This window comes from Arthrobacter sp. 135MFCol5.1 (assembly GCF_000374865.1).
In the GTDB taxonomy this organism is placed as follows: Bacteria; Actinomycetota; Actinomycetes; order Actinomycetales; family Micrococcaceae; genus Arthrobacter.
This window is the reverse complement of record NZ_KB895458.1, coordinates 124,023-142,678: the sequence shown is the minus strand read 5'-3', so window position 1 is coordinate 142,678 and position 18,656 is coordinate 124,023. Positions and strand designations below refer to the sequence as shown.

Below are 18,656 nucleotides of genomic sequence, written 5' to 3'. Positions count from 1 at the left end.
CGTGGCGACTATTGAGCCGTACGAGACTAATGCTGGGAAACGCTACCGGGTTCGATACCGGAAGCCAGACCGGACGCAGACAGACAAGCGTGGTTTCCGAACTAAGCGGGATGCTGAGCTATTTCTAGCCTCGGTGGAAGTCTCCAAGGCTCGTGGGGAGTTCATTGACGCAACGGCAGCACGGGCGCAAATTGGCCCGTTGGGCGCCGAATGGCTGGCACGGCAGACTCACCTAAAACCATCGGCCTTCCGGCCGCTCGAATCAGCCTGGAGGCTCCACGTGGAGCCGCGCTGGGGTGGAGTTGCCATCGCCGACGTCCGTAAGACGGCGGTTCAGCAGTGGGTGTCAGAAATGTCCGTGGGGGATGCAGCGGCATCGCCGGCCCGGAAGCCCAAGGGGGCCACTCTGGTTATCCGTTCGTACGGGATCTTGGCCGCGATACTTGACGATGCCGTGAGCGATAGGCGGGCTTTGAGTAATCCTGCCCGGGGAGTCTCCCTTCCCCGGAAGGTAAAGAAACCCCACGTGTATCTGAGCCATGAGGAAGTGCATGCCCTGGCCGCTGCCAGTAAGTACCCGGCGCTCGTACTGGTGCTGGCTTACTGCGGCATCCGCTGGGGCGAAGCTACGGCGCTGAGGGTTAAGCATCTGGACATGCTGCGGCGTCGGCTGATGATTGAAGAGAACGCCGTCCAAGTCGGATCCGTAATAGAGGTTGGCACTCCAAAGAACCATAAGAAGCGCACGGTGCCCTTCCCTAGGTTCCTGGGGGAATATCTGTCGCAGCAGTGTCAGGGTAAGAGTCGAGACGACTTGGTGTTCCCGGACGAGAACGGGCACTACCTTCGGGGGGCACGCGTGCACGAAGACAACATGAGCTGGTTTGCCTACGCGATCAAGCGGGCTGGCATCCCCAGGATCACTCCGCATGATCTACGGCACTCGGCTGCGAGCTTCGCCGTTTCCGCTGGCGCTAACGTCAAGGTGGTCCAGAGGATGCTCGGTCACAGCTCCGCGGCAATGACGCTAGACACGTATGCGGACCTGTTCGATGGCGACCTTGACGCCGTTTCCGACGCCCTTGATCACGCTGTCTCACAAACGAGTGTGGGCAAAATGTGGGCAAGCATCTAAGCCAGGACAAAGCAAAGGCCCCTACCTCCCAGCAATCGCGGGGGAGTAGGGGCCTTTCTACGTGGCGGTGACGGTGGGATTTGAACCCACGTTGGCTTTTACACCAAACAACATTTCGAGTGTTGCACCTTCGGCCGCTCGGACACGTCACCAACCTCAATAGGGTACCGGAGCGAGGCCGTCATCCCCAAAACGAAGCCGGATCCGGGCTGTTTGCCGGGTGGCCGGGCTTGTCGGTGGTTGAGCCCGCCGGTGGGTGGGCTTGTCGGTGGCCGGGCCTGCCGGTGGTTTGCTTTGTCGAAACCCAATCTGCCTTCTTTGGGTGACCGGTTGTGGTGGCCGGCCCCTTGAATGTCGTACCCCGTTGCCATGATGGGTTTATGGGGAAAGCGGCGGTGGTGGGGGCGTTGGCGGATATTCGTGCTGCCCTTGCGGTGTTGGTTGCCGAGGTGGACGGGTGTGGTGCGGAGCCGTTTTCGGTTGCTGATCCGTTGGCTGGGTTGGCGGATGGTTGCCTTGATGTTCTGGCCGGTGTCCGTGAGGTGGAGGCCCGGGTCGCTGGTTTGAGGGCGCGGGCTGCGGTGGCGTTTGCGGATGCTGCCGGGGTTGTGGCGGGGCCGGGGGTGCCGGTGGTGGCGCAGGAGATGGCGGTCGCGGCGGAGGTCGGGTGTGTGCTGGCGCTGGGTCCGCGGGCTGCGGGGGCGTTCCTGGCCACCTCGCAGGCTGTGGTCAAGGGGTTGCCGTTGACGCTGGCGGCGTTGCAGGCGGGGATGATCTCCTGGCAGCACGCCACGGTGATGGCCGATGAAACGGCCGGGCTGGATGCTGCGGGGGCGGCGGGGTTGGAGGCCCATTTCCTGGACCCCGATGCACCGGATCCGGTGCGGGGGTGTGCGGTGGGGGAGTTGCCGGCGCACCGGTTCCGGGCCAAGGCCAGGGTTTGGCGGGAACGCCACCATGCCGGGAGCATCGTGCAGCGTCACGCCAAGGGGGTGGTGGACCGGCGGGTTGAGTTCCGGCCGGACCGGGACGGGATGGCCTGGCTGGGTGCGTATCTGCCCGCGGACCAGGCGGCAGCGGGCTGGAACCGGCTGACCGCTGTGGCCCGGGGCGTGCAGGGACCCGGCGAGGCCAGGACCCTCACCCAGCTCCGGGCCGATGTGTTTGCCACGTCCCTTCTGACCGTCGGTCTGAGCACGGGACAGGCTGCCGGGAGGAACGCGGGGCCAGGCGAAGGTTGCACCAGCCCCGATGACCTCGAGAGGCCTGCCGATGTCCCGCCTGATGCGGTCCGGGCGCAGGTGTTGGTGACGGTGCCGGTGTTTTCGCTGTTGGGGTTGACGGATGAGGCGGCGGTGCTGGATGGGCATGGGCCGATCCCGGCCTCGATGGCGCGCCGGTTGGTCGCTGAGGGGGCGGGCTCGTTTTACCGGGTGCTCGTGGATCCGCGGGACGGGGCACCCCTGGAGATCGGCAGGACCAGTTACCGGGTGGGCAAGGCGATGCGGAATTGGCTCCGGCTCCGGGATGGTAAGTGCCCGTTCCCGGGGTGCAGCAACTCCTCCCTGGACACGGAGGCCGATCACATCCTGGCCTGGGCCAATGGCGGGACCACCGGAGTCAGCAACCTGGGACAGCCCTGCCCGAAACACCACCGGCTCCGGCACACCACCGGTTGGAAACCCGCCCCGGCCAGCAAAACCGAACCACCGGGCTGGACCTCACCGTCCGGCCGCCACTACACCAGCGAACACCAGGACTGGCAACCACCCGTGTGGCCACCGGGATTCGTCGACCACGACAGGACGGCGCCGGAGCTGGAAAGAGCAGAGCCAAGGCCTCTGCAAAGAGTGCCCTTCAGCGTCGCGGACCTGAGCAGAATCGACTACTCGCTGGCCGAAGCGTGCCTGGACCGCATTCTCCACCCGCCCTCTGCTTAGGCAGCAAGCGGCCCCACGCCCAAGCTACGTTGCGCACTCGGTCCGCCGGGCCGTTCACCCGCATCTTCCCAAACGGAACGGTGACCGGAAACGCCGCCGGCCGCCATCGGACTTTCCCAGCGCCTGCCCGTCCGGCTAGATTCATCAGCAAGATGATGAATCCACAGCCTCCGATCCACGCAACCGCATACTGGACCACCGCAAAGCAGCACGGCGAGCTCAGGCCCGAAGAAATGCCCGCACCCGGTCCCGGCGAGGTGTTGGTCCGTGCCCTCTACTCCGGCATCAGCAGGGGCACCGAAATGGTGGTCCACGCCGGCGCTGTTCCGCCCCGGGTCGCTGAGCAGATGCGCGCCCCGCACCAGGAAGGAGAGTTCCCCGGGCCCGTAAAATTCGGCTACCTCTCCGTTGGCGTTGTGGAGGAGGGGCCCCAGGACTGGAAGGGCGCACGCGTGTTCTGCCTGAGCCCGCACCAGGACCGTTATGTGGTGCCGGTGGAGTCCCTGACGCGGATCCCGGACGATGTCCCGTCCCGGCGCGCGGTGTTGACGGGCACGGTTGAAACCGCAGTCAACGCCCTGTGGGAGGCTGGGCCGCGCCTGGGGGACCGGGTTGCGGTCGTCGGCGCGGGCCTGGTGGGCGGCATGGTCGCCACCCTGTTGCGCACATTCCCGCTGCAGCGCCTGCAACTGGTGGATCTGGATCCGGGCAGGAAGCAGCTGGCCGATGCGATCGGTGTCGACTTCGCCCACCCCGACGAGGCCCTGGCCGACTGCGACATTGTCATCCACTGCTCGGCCTCGCAGGAAGGGCTGGAACGCAGCCTCCAGCTCGTCGGCGACGACGGTGATGTCATCGAGATGTCCTGGTACGCCAACCGGACGGTGACCATACCGTTGGGCGAGGATTTTCACGCGCGCAGGCTGTCCATCAGGGCCAGCCAGGTAGGCATGGTGGCCCGGTCCCGGCGCCACCGCCGCACCAATGCGGACCGCCTCAACCTTGCCGTATCGCTGCTCAAGGACCCCGTGTTCGATGCGTTCCTGACCGGTTCGTCCCGGTTCGAGGACCTTCCCGAGGTGGTCCAGAGCCTGTCCGACGGCACGCTGGAAGCCCTGTGCCACGTGGTCGAATACCCTTCCGGCAACCCGGCCCCCAGCCAAGCAACCCACAACTCCGAAACGTAAGGTAGCCCATGTTCAGCTTGACCGTCCGCCGCCACTTCATGATCGCCCACAGCCTTCCGCGCGAAGCATTCGGGCCCGCGCAAGCACTGCACGGCGCAACATTCGTCGCTGAGGTGAGCTTCCGGCGTCGTGCCCTGAACACGGACGCGATCGTGCTGGACATTGGAGCCGCCGGAACCATCATCGAGGACGTGCTGGGCGGCCTGAACTACCGAAACCTGGACGAGCACCCGGATTTCGAGGGCAAGCTCACCACCACGGAGGCGCTGGCCGAGTACATCGCCCAGAAGGTGGCGGCCAGGATCAAGGACACGGCAGACGGCCCCGAGCTGGCGGGAATCGACGTCACCCTCCGGGAAAATCCGGACGCCTGGGCCACCTACGCCTTGGACCTGTCCGACTGACCATGCGCCCCCTTCGGCTGCTCGTCCCGGGCAATATCCGCCACAGCTCGGGCGGCAATGTCTACAACGCGCGCCTGGTTGCCGGCCTCCAGGCCTTGGGTGCAGGGGTTGAGGTCATTGCCGTGGAGGGCACCTGGCCGGATGCCGGCGCACACGAACGACGCCGGCTGGGCGCCCTCATCGGGGCGTGGGACCCGGAAACACATCCCGGGCAGCCGGTGGCGATCGTGGATGGACTGGTGGCCGTGGGCGCTCCGGACGAACTGGAATTCGCTGCGAAAGCCGGCCGGCAAACATGGGTCCTGGTGCATATGCCCGTGCCGGAAGATGCAGGCACGCAGGCCCTTGAACGCGAAGCCAGGGCTTTGCGCGCCGCAACCGGGGTCATCTGCACCAGCACGTCGGCGGCAAACGTGCTCCGCAAACGGGGGCTCCCGCAAGCGCGGGTTGTACTCCCCGGCGTGGAGCCGGCACCTTTGGCGGCCGGTTCCACGCCGCCCCACCTGGCGGTCGTTGCGGCGCTCCTGCCCAACAAGGACCAGCTGCTCACGGTCGAGGCCCTGGGCCGGATCAGGGATCTTGACTGGACTGCATCGTTCGTGGGGTCGGACCGGGCCGATCCGGTGTATGCGCAGGCAGTCCAGGCTGCGGTTGCCGGGAACGGTCTGCAGGAGCGGGTGTGGCTGACCGGCGAACTCACCGGCGAGCCGCTGGAAGCACAGTGGGCCCGGACCGACCTGACGTTGCTGGTGTCACGGACGGAAGCGTTTGGGATGGCCGTCACCGAGAGCTTGGCCCGCAGCATCCCAGCGCTGGTCAGGGCAGGCACGGGCGCGGTGGAGGCGCTTACCCTCGCCGGACTGGAAACGTCCGACGGCGGGCCAAGACTTCCGGGGGCAGCGGTTCCCCTGCCCGTCGGGGGCCAGGAGAGTCCCGGCCGGCTGGCTGCGGTCCTGCGGCGGTGGCTCGGGGACGCACGGGTCCGCGAGGGCTGGCGCGCAGCCGCAGCCGAGGCGCGGAGGGACCTCCCCGGCTGGAGCAGCACGGCCCAGGGCCTGCTGGCCGTAGTGGCAGCGGGCGACCGAGGGAACGGGCAGCCGCGGCCTGCCTGAAACGGGCCGCGGACTGCCTGAAACGGGCCGCGGACTGTCCGAAGCCGGCCGCGGTAAAGATGCCCGCCGCCGGACGCGCTAAAGGCTGCTGCGGTGCGCCGCGAAGAACTCGCGCAGCAACCGGGCGCACTCTTCCTCGCGGACGCCCGGGTACACCTCAACCCAATGGTTGAGCCGTCGTTCGCGCAGGATGTCGAACACGGATCCTGCGGCACCGGCTTTCTCGTCCCACGCCCCGAAAACCACCCGGGGGATCCTGGCCAGGACGATCGCGCCCGCGCACATGGCGCAGGGTTCCAGGGTGACCACCAACGTGCAGTCGGAGAGCCGCCAGCCGTCGCCCCGGCCGCCGTCGAGCCTGGGCCGTTCCTGCAACCGGGCGGCAGCTTCCCGGATGGCCACCACCTCGGCGTGGGCTGTTGGGTCACCCAGCTCCTCCCGACGGTTCCGGCCGGAACCCAGCACCCCGCCATCGGGCCCAATGACCACGGCGCCGATGGGCACGTCCTCCGTGGCGAGGGCGCGGTGCGCCTCCGCGATGGCAAGGCCCATCCAGGCGTCGTGTTTCTTTTCGGGCAACGGCATGGCTCAATGATAGTTTCGGGGATACTCAGGTTACTTACCGATGCCGGGAGGCACCATGGATACGCTTCGGGACCGCTTGGGGACCTGGTTCAAACCCTACGCGGCGCTGGTCCTCACCATCCTCGTGGGCGGTGTTGTCATCGTCTCCCTCGCCCTGCTGGGCGCCGAGGTGTATGACGACGTGGTGGACTCCGCCGGGCTGGCCAACCTGGACAAGCCGGCGCTGGCCCTGTCCGAGAGCCTCCGCAGCCCCGGGCTCGACGCGTTCGTTACCGGGTTCACCAATATCGGCGGTGGCATCGGAATGCCCATCCTGGCCAGCATCCTCACCGCGTGGCTGACCTTCCTCAGCCGCAACTGGCGTCCGCTGGTCCTGATCGGCGGAGCCGCTGCCGTGTCCATTACCGCCACCACCTTCGGCAAGAAGCTGGTGGGACGCACGCGCCCGGATCACGCAGACGCCGTTCCGCCGTATGAGGATTCCCCGTCGTTCCCGAGCGGGCACACCCTGAACACCACCGTGGTGATCAGCCTGGTGGTGTACCTGATCTGCCTCCAGTTCCACGCCATGCGCGTCCGGGTCCTGGCCATCACGGCGGGCGCGGTGTTCATCATCGCCATGGGTTTGAGCAGGGTTTTCCTGGGCCACCACTGGCTCACGGATGTCATGGCGGGCTGGCTGCTGGGGCTCACCTGGGTGGGTGTGGTGATTATGGCCCACCGGCTGTTCCACATTGTCCGCAGGCGGGAACACGTGGGTGCGGCGCCGTCGTTCGACCGTCCCATCGTCCGGGACGTGGTGGCCGAGGAGCTGCACGACGGCGAACACTACGGACCCGGCAAAGGCAGCGCCGGATGATAGTTTTAGGGGATGCGCACTCTCGTTGTTGACCACCCCCTGGTCGCCCACAAGCTCACCGTCCTGCGGGACAAAAACACGCCGTCGCCGGTCTTCCGCCAGCTGACGGAGGAGCTGGTGACCCTCCTGGCCTATGAGGCCACGCGGGAGGTCCGCACCGAGCCCGTCACCATCCAAACGCCCGTCAGCACCACGGTCGGCACCGCGTTCACCAAGCCCACGCCGCTGGTAGTTCCCATCCTGCGCGCCGGCCTGGGCATGCTGGAAGGCATGACCAAGCTGGTGCCCACCGCCGAGGTGGGCTTCCTGGGCATGGCCCGGGACGAGGAAACCCTGGACATCATCACGTATGCCGAGCGCCTCCCCGAGGACCTCACCGGCCGCCAGGTCTTCGTCCTGGACCCGATGCTGGCCACCGGCGGAACCCTGCGTGAGGCCATCAAGTTCCTCTTCAAGCGAGGCTCCTCCGACGTCACCTGCATCTGCCTGCTGGCAGCCCCGGAGGGCCTGGCCAAGCTGGAGGAGGAACTGGGCGACGCGAACGTGCACATCGTCCTGGCCTCCATCGACGAGAAGCTCAACGAGAAGTCCTACATTGTTCCCGGCCTCGGCGACGCCGGCGACCGCCTGTACGGGATCGCCGGGTAGGTTCCACCCTTTTTCAAAACCGTTCCCGCCGCTAGCCTGTGCGGATGGACTGGAAACTAGAACTCGTCTTTGTCCCTGTATCCGATGTGGACCGCGCCAAGGATTTCTATGTTAACAAGGTTGGCTTCAACGCCGACTACGACGAACGCCCGTCGGAGGCGATCCGCTTCGTGCAGTTGACGCCACCCGGCTCCGCCTGCTCCATCTGCATCGGCGAAGGGCTCACCGACGCTCCGCCCGGCACAGGATCCAACCTCCAGCTGGTGGTCAGCGACATCGAGGCTGCCCACCGCCAGCTCAAGGGCAACGGCGTGGACGTCAGCGACGTGGATGTACAGCAGTGGGGCCACTTCCTGTACTTCGCCGATCCGGACGGCAACAAGTGGTCTGTCCAGTACATCCCCTGGCGGAACGCCGGGCCGGGCGACGTCCAGGGCGCCGGTTAACGCAAACCGCGGGCCGCATCGACATGATGCGGCCCGCGGTTTGCGTTGCGCCCGGTGCTGGTGGTGCCTAGTACCAGTTGTGTGCCAGGTGGAAGTTCAACGCACCGCAGGGCGAGGCGTAGCTCTTCTTGATGTAGTCCAGGCCCCAGTTGATCTGCGTGCGGTAGTTGGTCAGGTAGTCGGCGCCTGCGCTGGCCATCTTCTCCGCCGGCAGCGACTGGACGATGCCGTACGCGCCGCTGCTGGCGTTGGTGGCGGTGGTGGTCCAATCGGATTCCTTGGTCCACAGCGTCTGCAGGCACTGCATCTGGTCCGGTCCCCAGCCAAAGGAGGACAGCTGGCTGGCGGCGTAGGCCTGGGCGCCCGCGGGATCGTTAACCGCGACGGCGGGAGCAGGCTCAGGCGCGGGGGCCGGCGCAGGTGCGGGTGCTTCAGCCGGCGGGGCGGCGGGAGCGGGCGCGGGGGCCGGCTCCGCGGCCTGCGGTGCCACGCTGATGGCGGAAGGAGCAGGATTTGCGGCCGGGTTGGACCGGATTTCGCTCTTCTCGATGCTCATCTGGGCATCCGCCGCCGACGTGGAAGCGCTTGACCCGGTGGACGACGCCTGGGTCATGCTGTTGGTCGCCTGGCCTGCCGCGCCAACGCCAACCAGCACCGCGCATGATGCAGCGAGGACCGCAACACGCCGGCCCACGGTGGTCTTTTTGGCGGGCTGGGGTTTGGCCCGATGTTTTGCCTTGGTTTGCAGGCATGGTTTTGCCATGGATTTAGACATGATTGATCGCCTCTCACACCTGCGGAGTTAGCTGTCGGGTTCGGATGAGGGCATCCGGCCGCACGGAAAAAACACGTGCTGGCTTAACCCCAAGGGCAATCATTGCCCGGGACGGTGGGTCCCCCGCCTCTGCCGTTGCTCAAGCGGAATCCGGGAAGCGGCAGAGCTTGGCGTCAACCCGGGATATGCGGCCCGAACGGGGACCGCACCCAATCGACGGTACAGGAAGATTGCGCATTAGTCACATTTGGGTAACGGAAGTCACGAATCATGGCGCGTCGATTTGCTGCAGGCGGATCCCCGGCGCCGGGTTATCCCGCCAGGATATAGACCGTGGTCCCGCCAATGTTTTGCGCCGGGAACGTGGACTCCACCCACTGTGCAATCCGGGTGGAGGCGTCAGAGCCGCTGCTGGACATCATGGTCCCGCCGGCAATGAAGTAGTGGATCCGGCCTTGGGAGACCAGCGCTTGGAACTGTTCCAGCGTGGGGGAGGGGTCGGTGCCGTTGAAGCCGCCCACGGCCATCACCGGCAGTTCCGTGGCCAGTTGGTAACCTGCGGCATTGTTCGAACCGACTACTGCCGCTGCCCAGGTGTAGTTTGAGGCACCGTCCTTCAATGCGGCCACGAGCCCGGCCGACGGCGTGGGCGCACCCAGGAGGCCGCCCATCCCGCCGGCGCGGCCACCGGTGGCGCCCTGACCGCCCTGGGCTGCCCCGCCCTGGCCGGCCCTCTGGCCTTGTCCGCCCTGGCCGGCACCCTGGCCTTGTCCGGCCTGGCCGTTGAACTGCCGGGACGTGCCGCCCGCGCCAAACCCGCCGGTCCGGTTTCCGCCGAACCCGCCCGGGCCGCCGAACGACGTCGCCGGTCCGGCGCTGACAATGGCCCCGCTGTGCGCCGTCGCCGCCGTCGACATGGAGAAGGCCAGCGGGCCGGCGAGCGATGCCGCAATGGCGAGCGCCGTCGTCGTCCGTTGCACGGAGCGCAGGCGGATGAACCTGTTCAACCCTGTTCCTGCTGCGGCCGCAAGGCCTGCCGCCAGCACCACCCAGCGCAGCCACGGGCCGTAGGCGGATGTGGTTCCCAGCAGGGTGAATGCCATCAGGGCTGCCGCGGCCACTGCGGCGGCCAGGAAGACCGCCGCGGCGGCCTGCCGCCGGTGCTGCCAGAGAAGTACCGGGCCCAGGCCGGCCAGGGCTGCGATCCCCGGTGCCAATGCCACCGCGTAGTAGGGGTGGATGATGCCCGCCATGAAGCTGAAGACCAGGCCGGTCACCAGGACCCAGGAACCCCAGATGAGCACCGACGCCCGGACGGCGTCAGTCCGCGGCGCCCGGCGTCCCACCCACAGCAGGCCGGCAGCAAGGATCAGTGCGGAGGGCAGCAGCCACGCGATCTGGCCGCCAAATTCGCTGTTGAACATCCGCAGCAGCCCGGGAACGCCCCAGCCGTTGGCGCCGCCCACGCTCCCTGTCTCGTCGCCTGTCAGCCGGCCCAGGCCGTTATAGCCGAGGGTCAGTTCCAGGATGGAATTGTCCTGCGAACCACCAATGAACGGACGGTCCGCAGCCGGGATGAGCTCCACGACGGCCAGCCACCAGCCGGCCGCGGCCAGCATCGCGGCACCGGTGGCGAGCAGGTGCAGCAGCCGCCGGCCCAGCCTGGCGGGCGCCGCGACCAGGTAGGCGAGGGCAAACCCGGGAACCACCAGCAGGACCTGCAGCTGCTTGGCAAGGAACCCGAAGCCCAGGAAAACCCCTGCCAGCAGGAGCCAGCGCAGCCTGTCCTCCTGCACGGAGCGGAGCACCGCATAGGCCGCGGCGGTCATGAGCAGCACCAGCAGGGCGTCCGGGTTGTTGAACCGGAACATCAGCGTGGCCACGGGCGTCAGTGCCAGCGCAACGGCGCCCAGCAGCCCTGCCCGGTGGGCGAGGCGCGGGTCACCGGTGGCCGGTGCCGCGGCCCGCCGGACGGCCAGGTACAGCAGCCAGGCGGTGCCGACGCCCATCAGGGCTTCAGGAACCAGGATGCTCCAGGAGCTCAGGCCGAAAATCCGGACCGACAACCCCATGATCCACAGGGACGCCGGTGGCTTGTCCACCGTGATGGAGTTGGCGGCGTCCGAGGAACCGAAGAACCAGGCCGCCCAGTCCTGCGATCCGGCCTGGGCGGCGGCGGAGTAGAAAGCGTTGGCCCAGCCCGATGCCCCGAGGTTCCACAGGTACAGCACGGCGGTAGCTGCCAGCACGGCTGCCAGTTCCAGGCGGTGCCGGAGGGCCGGGGGCTCCCGCCGCACGCCGGCCGCGGCAGCACGGCTGGAGGCAGCAGGGCCGGGGGCAGCGGGTGCGGAGGGAGCCTGCACCGGAGTGGAGTTAGATCTGGCCATGGGGTCCTACTTGGTGAGTTGGTACACCGTGGAGTTACCCACGGTTTGGGCCTGGAAGTTGGCTTGCACCCAGGCGGCCACCTCGGAGTTGCCGCCCCGGCCGCCCATGCCGCCGCCCATGCCGCCTTCGATGAAGTAGCTGATCTCACCCCTGGCCACCATGGCCTGGAACTCGGCGAGCGTGGGATAGGGGTCGCCGCCGTTCCAGCCGCCCAGGGCAATGACGCTGGTGTTCGTGGCCAGTTCCAGGCTGGCGGCCTGGCTGGCCCCTGAGACAATCGCCGACCACTTCGTGGTGGTGCCGGTGAGCAGTGCGGTCACGGCTGCATCGGCGGTGCCTTCGCCGGGACCACCCGCCCCGCCAGCTCCGGGGGCCCCGGTGAAGCCGCCGGCTCCGTTCGCGGGATCAAAACCGCCGGCACCGGCTGCCGCATCCGTTCCGTCGGTCCGGTCGCCACGGAGCGCGGCGTCGTCCCGGAAGCCGGCAGCCCTGTTGCCGAAACCGCCCGCCGACGAACCTGCGGGCCCCGACGTCGGGATGGATCCCGAATGGGCGGACGCGGCGGTGGCCAAGGTCCAGGCAGCCGTTCCAAGGCCCCCGGCCAGCAAGGAGAGGACGACGACGGCAGCCGTCCCGGAGCGCCGGAACCGTCCCGCAGCGCCCTTGCCGTCAAGGCGGAGGAGGATGGCGGCCGCGGCAAGGACACCAAGGACGATGGTGGCGATGCGCAACCACGGCAGCCACGACGCGTCGCGGCCCAGCAGCACCGAGGACCAGATGGAGGTGCCTAAGACCACGACGGCAAGAGTGGTCCGTGCCGGCCAGTGCGCGCGGCCGCGCCAGAGTTCCGCCGCGCCGATGCCCACCAGCGCGGCGATGGCCGGTGCCAGTGCCACCGAGTAGTAGGGGTGGACGATGCCGCTCATGAAGCTGAAGACGCCCGCGGTGACCAGCAGCCAGCCGCCCCACAGGATCAAGGCCGCGCGGCTCCGGGACGTGCGGACTTCGCGGCGGGTGAACCACAAGCCTGCCACCAGCAGCACCAGGGCGGCAGGCAGCAGCCAGGACACCTCGCCGCCGAAGCTGCTCCCGAACATCCGCAGCAGGCCGGCCGCGCCGCCGAATCCCGCATTTCCGCCGCCGAAGCCGCCCGCCGCACCGCCGCCCGGGCCGCCGGCTCCACCTCCGGGCATCCCTTCACCCGAACCGGTGATGCGGGCCAGGCCGTTGTAGCCGAAGGTCAGTTCCAGGAAGCTGTTGGTGGTGGACCCGGCCATGTACGGCCGTTCGGAGGCCGGCGTCAGCTGGAAAAGGGCAACGTAGCTGCCGGCCACCACGATGATCCCGCCCAGCGCGCCGAGCAAGTGGACCAGCCGGCGTCCCAGCGGTGTGGGGGCAGCCCACAGGTAGGCAAGTCCAAGCGCGGGAACCACCAGGAAGCCTTGCAGCATCTTGCTGAGGAACGCCAGGCCTATCACGGCCCCCGCCGCCACCAGCCACTTCCATCCGGCCCGTTCGATGGCCCGGGTGGTGAAGTACGCCGCCAGCACCAGGCAGAGGGTGAGCATGGCGTCCGGGTTGTTGAATTTGAACATCAGCGCCGCCACGGGCGTCAGTGCGAGGGCGCCGCCGGCCAGGAGGCCTGCCACCGGACCGGAAACCCGCTTCACAGCGAGGTACAGGAAGCCGACGGCGGCCACTCCCATGAGCGCTTCGGGCACCAGCATGCTCAGTGACGAGAAGCCGAAGATACGGCCCGCCAGGGCCGGGATCCAGAGCGCGGCGGGCGGCTTGTCCACGGTGATGGCGTTTCCGGCGTCGAGCGATCCGAAGAGGAGTGCCGTCCAGTCCTTGGTGCCCGCCTGGATGGCAGCGGCATAGAAGGAGTTTCCGAAGCCGGTGGCGGCCAGGTTCCAGAGGTACAGGATTGCCGTGGCCACCAGGAGGCCTGCGGCCGAGGGCCGCACCCAGCGGGGCTGGCCGCCGAAGGCGTAGCGGGCCCAGCGCGATCCAGGCTGTGCGGGGCCGGCAGAGGAAACTGCGGAACCTGACCGGTGCTGTGGACCGGCGGTTGATTCGGTGGTCGATCCGGCGCCTGCCGGGGAAAAGGTGGAGGTCATGATGCTGCCGTTTCTGTGGAGGCGGTGGCGGTCGTGTCGTCGGCGGACGAAGCTGCGGGGGTTCCGGCGGATGGTGTTGCCGGTCCAGGGCCTGTCCAAGGACCGGGGCGCGTGGAGGGTGCTGTACGCGGCGCCCGCTCCCGGAAGACCCAGAGCCGGAACAGCAGGAACCGCACGGCGGTGGCGGCGAGGTTCGCCGCCACGACGGTGAGGATTTCCGCCCACCGGTCCGGCGTCGTCGTCCTGTGCACCAGTGCCAACGCACCCGAGGTGAGCACCAGGCCGATGCCGAACACGATCAGCCCCTCAAAGTGGTGGCGGACCGGGTTGCCGCCCTGGATGCCGAACGTGAAGCGCCGGTTGGCTCCCGTGTTGGCCACGGCCGTGATCAGCAGGGCCAGGAAGTTGGCAAGTTGGGGATCCATGAAGCTGCGGCAGGACACGAAGATCGCCAGGTAGGCCAGGGTCGACGCGGCACCGATGGCGGCGAAGCGCACCAACTGGCCAAACAGGCTGCTGCCGCGGGTTTGCTCGGCCGCCCGGGACGAGGCGGGCAGCGGCCCCCGCGCCAGGGCTGCCCGCAGCTCCGGAACCGGGATGCGGCCGTAGAGCAGGTCGCGGGTGAGCCGTGCCATGCCCCGGACGTCCGCCAGCGCCGTCCGCAGCACGTCAACGCTTGAATCAGGGTCGTCGATCCAGTCAACGGGAACCTCATGGACGCGCAGGCCGCACCGCTCCGCCAAGACCAGGAGCTCGGTGTCGAAGAACCAGGAGTTGTCCACGGTGTACGGAAGGATCTGTTGGGCCACGTCTGCGCGGATCGCCTTGAACCCGCACTGTGCGTCACTGAACCGGGCACCCATGAAGGAGTGCAGCATCAGGTTGTAGCCGCGCGAGATGAATTCCCGCTTGGGTCCGCGGACTACGCGGGAGTTGCGGGTCAGCCGGGTGCCGATGGCAAGGTCCGAATGGCCGGAGATCAGCGGCGCCAACAGTGGTGCCAGGGCCGCAAGGTCGGTGGAGAGGTCCACGTCCATGTAGGCCAGGACCGGCGACGGCGACGCCAGCCACACCTTGCGCAGTGCATTTCCGCGGCCCTTTTCGTCGAGGTGGACCACCGCGAGTTCGGGGAACTCCCGGGCCAGGCGTTCGGCGATCTTCAAGGTGCCGTCCGTGCTGGCGTTGTCGGCCACGGTGATCCGGAAGGAGTGCGGAAAGGAATCGAGCAGGTGGGCGTGGAGCCTGCGGAGGCATTCCTCCAGGTCGCGTTCCTCGTTGAAGACCGGGATGGTCACATCCAGGACCGGCGCGGTGGTGCGGGTGTCCACGGGGGCGCGCCGTCCGGCGCGCCCCCGTGATGGAATGCCCACCGGCGCCACCGCGGCGTCCGGCAGGGTTCCTGAAGTGGAGTCGGTGAGCGTCATGAATCAAGAGTGGCGCCGCCGTATTTGAGGGCTTTAGGCGCAACCTGTGACGTGCCTGTGTAAGTGCGGCCGGCGCTCGCAGTCAGGAGGTGGCGGTTGCCGCTGCCGGCAGGCGGACGGCGAACTCTGTCCTGCCCGGCCGGGAGGCGAGTTCCACGGTGCCGCCATGGGCCGCGACGATGGATTCGACGATCGAAAGCCCCAGCCCGGACGATCCTTCGGAGCCTGAGCGGGAGGCATCGGCCCGGGTGAACCGGGAGAAGATGTTGCCCTGGAACTCGGCGGGAATGCCGGGGCCGTCGTCGGTGACCGTGGCCACCACGCTGCCGTCGGCGGAGCGCATGACCCCGGTGGTGACGGTGGTGCCGGCCGGCGTGTGCTTCCTGGCGTTCGAGAGCAGGTTGGCCAGGACCTGGTGGAGCTGGGTGGTGTCGCCGCGGACGGATACCGGTTCATCGGGCAACGTCAGCTGCCAGGTGTGGTCCGGTGCCATGACCTTTTCGTCGCTGACGGTTTCGATCACCAGCTGGGTGAGGTCCACATCGGTGGTTTCGGTCGCCTTGCCTTCATCCAGCCGGGCCAGCAGCAGCAGGTCCTCCACCAGGGCGGTCATGCGCTCAGACTGGCTTTGCACCCTGCCCAGCGACTTTTGGCCGTCCTCGGTGAGGGTTTCGGTCATGCGCATCAGCTCGGTGTATCCGCGGATGGCGGTCAATGGGGTCCGGAGCTCATGGGAGGCGTCCGCCACGAACTGGCGCACTTTCATCTCACTCCGTTGCCGGGCTTCGAGAGCGCTGGAGACGTTGTCCAGCATGAGGTTCAGCGCGTGCCCCACGCTGCCCACTTCCGTGGTGGGATGCGCTGCCGACGGCGGGACACGCACCGCCAGGGCTACCTCGCCGGCGTCGAGCGGCAGCTTGGAAACCTTGGTGGCGACGTCGGAGAGCTGCTCCAGCGGCCGCATGGTCCGGCGGATCAACGCCGTGCCGGCCAGCCCGATCAGGACGAGGCCGCCCAGTGACACCAGCACCATCGTCAACACCAGCGAGGCCTCGGTGCTTTCCTTGGTTGCCAGCGGCAGCCCGGTGATCACCACGTCGCCATAAGGGGTCTGTGTCGCCATGAGCCGGTAGTCGCCGTTGGACAGTTCCCGGTCAACCGGGCTGCCGTCACGGGGGAGGGCCTGCAGGGTGGCCGTGTCCCGGGAAGTCAGCGGCGTGCGGGTGAAATCCGCGGACAGGAAACCCGCTTCCCGAGTGATCTGGCCACCCACCACCCTGGCGTTGAGTGTTCCCACGCTTTGACCCCGCGCGTCGAGCGGATCCGGTCGGCCCGAGGGATTGCCCTCGGGCGGGCGGCCGCGTGAAGCCATGGTCAGCTGCTCGTCCAACTGCTTGGAGAGGACGACGTCCATCGATGCGTAACTGACCACGCCGATAGCACTCGAGATGGCCACCAGGAGGGCCATGGAGAGCAGGATCAGGCGGGTCCGAAGATGCCAGGTGGCAGGGTTGAACCACGAGCGGCCGGTGGGCCGGGGAACCCCGGAAAGAGACACGCGTTTCCTTTGGCTAGTCTGCGGGTTTGATGACGTAGCCGGCTCCGCGCACGGTATGGATCATGGGCGGATGGTTGGCTTCGAGCTTCTTGCGCAGGTAGGAGATGTACAGCTCCACGATGTTCGCCTGGCCGCCAAAGTCGTAGTCCCACACGTGGTCCAGGATCTGGGCCTTGCTCACCACGCGCTTGGGGTTTTCCATGAGGTAGCGGAGGAGTTCAAACTGCGTGGCCGTCAGTTGGATTTCCTCCCCGGCCCGGGTGACCTCCCGGGTGTCCACATTGAGGACCAGGTCGCCAACCACCAGTTCGGCCGTATCCATGGCGGCCACGCCGGAGCGCTGGACCAGGCGGTGCAGGCGCAGCAGGACTTCCTCCATGCTGAAGGGCTTGGTCACATAGTCGTCGCCGCCGGCTGCCAGCCCCACGATCCGGTCCTGGACATCGTCTTTTGCGGTCAGGAACAGCGCGGGCACCTCCGGCGCGAAGGCGCGGATCCTGCCCAGCAGCTCCACGCCGTCGAACCCCGGCAGCATGACGTCGAGCACCAGGACGTCCGGATGGAAGTCCTTGGCAAGCTTGACGGCCGTGGGCCCGTCCCCGGCTACGGCCACGGACCAGCCCGCCATGCGCAGGCCCATGCTCATCAGCTCCGACAGGCTGGGTTCGTCATCGACCACCAGGGCCCGGATCGGAGAGCCGTCGGGATGGGAGAGCTGGGGCAGGTTGTTGGTCATGGAGTGCGGGGATGCCATGGGACAACTCTCCGATCTACCGGTGTGCCGGTGCTTTGCCGTTGCTGTGTTCCAGCTGTGAGCTCCAGCCTAGCCACCTGGACCCGAGGCCAGGAGCCTGCCCGTGCAGGCGGAAGCGTGCAGGTCACAGGCCGTGGTGGCCTGCTGCACAGCCTCTGCACAGCAATTCGGCAGAGCCTGTTGGAACAGACAGCATCACCACCAGCAGTTTCGACCTTCTTGGAGAATGACAATGGACGAGCACAACACCAAGCCAGCCCCGGGCACATCAGGGCAGAACCGGCAGCCTGCCCCCGTCTGGGGAGGCGCACCAGAGGGCAGCGGCCACGGCGCGGCGGCCCACGACCGGGAGTTCCCGGGCAACCAGGGCGGGGGAGCAGACGAAACGGTCGGGCAGGAGCAGCCTTCGCAGGGTTGGGGAACGCCCGTGGAAGGCCCGCGATCGGCAGGGTGGGGTACTCCGCCGGCAAACGGCCAGGTGCACAGCGGCGGCACTGGTTGGGGCGCACCGCAGCAGTACGCTTCCACCTCGGCGTCCCGCGGGCCGAAAGGTGCGTGGACGGCGAAGAAGGGACTCCTGGTTGGCGGCGCGGCCGTGGTCCTGGGCGCAGCGGCCGGCGCCGGCGCCTACGCTGCCGGAAACGGCTCGGGCTCGGCAGCAAACGCCCAAGGCGCCGGCGCGGTCAGCCAGTTCGGTCCCGGCGGGCAGAACGGCATGGCCGGGCCGGGCAGCCAGGCCGGTACCAACGGCGGCACGGCCGGCGGCATGGGCATGGACGGGGGCCCCGGTGGCTTGGGGATGGGGGCGGCAGGCCTGAACGCTGCCATCCACTCCGAGTATGTGGTCCTGGAAGGTTCCAACTACGTAACCATGGCGGGCCAGGCGGGCACGGTGACGGATGTGTCGGCCACGTCGCTGACGGTCAAGAGCGAGGACGGCTTCTCCCGGACCTATGCCGTGGGCTCCGATGTGCAGGTCACCCAGGGGATGAGGCAGCGCGGGGGCACCTCCACTGGTAGCACGCTCAGCTTGTCCAATGTGACGGCGGGATCCAGCGTTCGGGTGACCGCGCTCAAGGACGGCGACACTTACACCGTCCAAGCCATCCAGCTTGCCACCGCCGGTTCCGGTACCTCGGCAGGTGCCGGAACCAGCAGCAACTGATCCCGGCATGCCGTACCACTCCCAGGCAGGTCCTGCCGCCGGCCCACGCCCGCCGTCCGGGCAAAAAAATCTGCCGCCGGCAGGACCGGGACTGGACATGGGCTCCCGTCGTCCAGCCGATTCTATGTCAAGCGATTGAATTTCAGGGAGATTCGG

At 67.8% G+C, this 18,656-nt stretch carries 16 protein-coding genes, 1 tRNA gene and 1 riboswitch; of the genes, 9 read left to right on the top strand and 8 right to left on the bottom strand.

Translation table 11 applies throughout. The features are described from left to right. The first annotated feature begins 1 nt into the window (after position 1). Entirely contained in the window at positions 2–1,135 is a 1,134-nt protein-coding gene (locus tag C563_RS0112550) for a site-specific integrase (protein ID WP_026264764.1), read from the top strand. Positions 1,136–1,197: 62 nt separating this feature from the next. On the opposite strand, the gene C563_RS0112545 is transcribed toward C563_RS0112550, so the two are convergent. After that, positions 1,198–1,287: transfer RNA gene (locus C563_RS0112545), tRNA-Ser, on the bottom strand. A gap of 228 nt (positions 1,288–1,515) precedes the next feature. Here C563_RS0112545 and C563_RS0112540 point away from each other — a divergent pair. From C563_RS0112540 to C563_RS21190, 4 genes are all read left to right on the top strand, one after another. Beyond that, positions 1,516–3,075 (top strand): HNH endonuclease signature motif containing protein, encoded by a 1,560-nt coding sequence (locus C563_RS0112540; RefSeq protein WP_018762410.1) that lies wholly within the window; start codon positions 1,516–1,518, stop codon positions 3,073–3,075. Between the two features lie 152 nt (positions 3,076–3,227). After that, positions 3,228–4,262 (top strand): zinc-dependent alcohol dehydrogenase, encoded by a 1,035-nt coding sequence (locus C563_RS0112535; RefSeq protein WP_043424115.1) that lies wholly within the window; start codon positions 3,228–3,230, stop codon positions 4,260–4,262. An 8-nt stretch (positions 4,263–4,270) separates the two neighbouring features. Beyond that, a complete protein-coding gene (locus C563_RS0112530; protein ID WP_018762408.1) occupies positions 4,271–4,666 on the top strand; it encodes a 6-pyruvoyl trahydropterin synthase family protein in 396 nt (131 codons plus the stop codon). Between the two features lie 2 nt (positions 4,667–4,668). Further along, the gene (locus tag C563_RS21190; RefSeq protein WP_018762407.1) at positions 4,669–5,778 is read left to right on the top strand and encodes a glycosyltransferase; all 1,110 of its coding nucleotides are present in this window, start codon (positions 4,669–4,671) and stop codon (positions 5,776–5,778) included. A 78-nt stretch (positions 5,779–5,856) separates the two neighbouring features. On the opposite strand, the gene C563_RS0112520 is transcribed toward C563_RS21190, so the two are convergent. Next, positions 5,857–6,363: a nucleoside deaminase gene (locus C563_RS0112520; RefSeq protein ID WP_018762406.1), complete on the bottom strand. Its 507-nt coding sequence runs from the start codon at positions 6,361–6,363 to the stop codon at positions 5,857–5,859. Between the two features lie 55 nt (positions 6,364–6,418). On the opposite strand from C563_RS0112520, the gene C563_RS0112515 reads away from it, so the two are divergent. From C563_RS0112515 to C563_RS21185, 3 genes are read left to right on the top strand one after another with little or no spacing between them, the layout of a single operon-like run. Continuing rightward, a complete protein-coding gene (locus C563_RS0112515) occupies positions 6,419–7,222 on the top strand; it encodes a phosphatase PAP2 family protein (protein WP_043424129.1) in 804 nt (267 codons plus the stop codon). Positions 7,223–7,234: 12 nt separating this feature from the next. After that, entirely contained in the window at positions 7,235–7,870 is a 636-nt protein-coding gene (gene upp / locus C563_RS0112510) for a uracil phosphoribosyltransferase (protein ID WP_018762404.1), read from the top strand. A gap of 44 nt (positions 7,871–7,914) precedes the next feature. Beyond that, positions 7,915–8,316 carry a glyoxalase superfamily protein gene (locus tag C563_RS21185; protein WP_043424114.1) on the top strand — a complete coding sequence of 134 codons (402 nt, stop codon included), beginning with the start codon at positions 7,915–7,917 and terminating at the stop codon, positions 8,314–8,316. A 67-nt stretch (positions 8,317–8,383) separates the two neighbouring features. On the opposite strand, the gene C563_RS0112500 is transcribed toward C563_RS21185, so the two are convergent. The 6 genes from C563_RS0112500 to C563_RS0112475 all read right to left on the bottom strand — a co-directional run bounded on the left by C563_RS0112500 (position 8,384) and on the right by C563_RS0112475 (position 17,335). Further along, positions 8,384–9,091 carry a hypothetical protein gene (locus tag C563_RS0112500; protein ID WP_026264763.1) on the bottom strand — a complete coding sequence of 236 codons (708 nt, stop codon included), beginning with the start codon at positions 9,089–9,091 and terminating at the stop codon, positions 8,384–8,386. A 5-nt stretch (positions 9,092–9,096) separates the two neighbouring features. After that, positions 9,097–9,257, bottom strand: a riboswitch (cyclic di-AMP (ydaO/yuaA leader). Positions 9,258–9,402: 145 nt separating this feature from the next. Continuing rightward, on the bottom strand, positions 9,403–11,478 hold the full coding sequence (locus tag C563_RS0112495; RefSeq protein WP_043424112.1) for a glycosyltransferase family 39 protein: 2,076 nt from the start codon (positions 11,476–11,478) through the stop codon (positions 9,403–9,405). Between the two features lie 6 nt (positions 11,479–11,484). Next, entirely contained in the window at positions 11,485–13,599 is a 2,115-nt protein-coding gene (locus C563_RS0112490; RefSeq protein ID WP_018762400.1) for a glycosyltransferase family 39 protein, read from the bottom strand. Continuing rightward, entirely contained in the window at positions 13,596–15,023 is a 1,428-nt protein-coding gene (locus C563_RS0112485) for a bifunctional glycosyltransferase family 2/GtrA family protein (RefSeq protein WP_018762399.1), read from the bottom strand. The genes C563_RS0112490 and C563_RS0112485 overlap by 4 nt, the downstream gene beginning before the upstream one ends. 82 nt (positions 15,024–15,105) lie before the next feature. After that, on the bottom strand, positions 15,106–16,581 hold the full coding sequence (locus tag C563_RS0112480; protein WP_018762398.1) for a sensor histidine kinase: 1,476 nt from the start codon (positions 16,579–16,581) through the stop codon (positions 15,106–15,108). A gap of 13 nt (positions 16,582–16,594) precedes the next feature. Beyond that, positions 16,595–17,335, bottom strand: a complete 741-nt coding sequence (locus tag C563_RS0112475) for a response regulator transcription factor (protein WP_018762397.1) — start codon at positions 17,333–17,335, stop codon at positions 16,595–16,597. A 232-nt stretch (positions 17,336–17,567) separates the two neighbouring features. Between C563_RS0112475 and C563_RS0112470 the strand changes: the two genes are divergently transcribed. Next, positions 17,568–18,500 carry a hypothetical protein gene (locus tag C563_RS0112470; RefSeq protein ID WP_018762396.1) on the top strand — a complete coding sequence of 311 codons (933 nt, stop codon included), beginning with the start codon at positions 17,568–17,570 and terminating at the stop codon, positions 18,498–18,500. Positions 18,501–18,656: the final 156 nt, after the last annotated feature.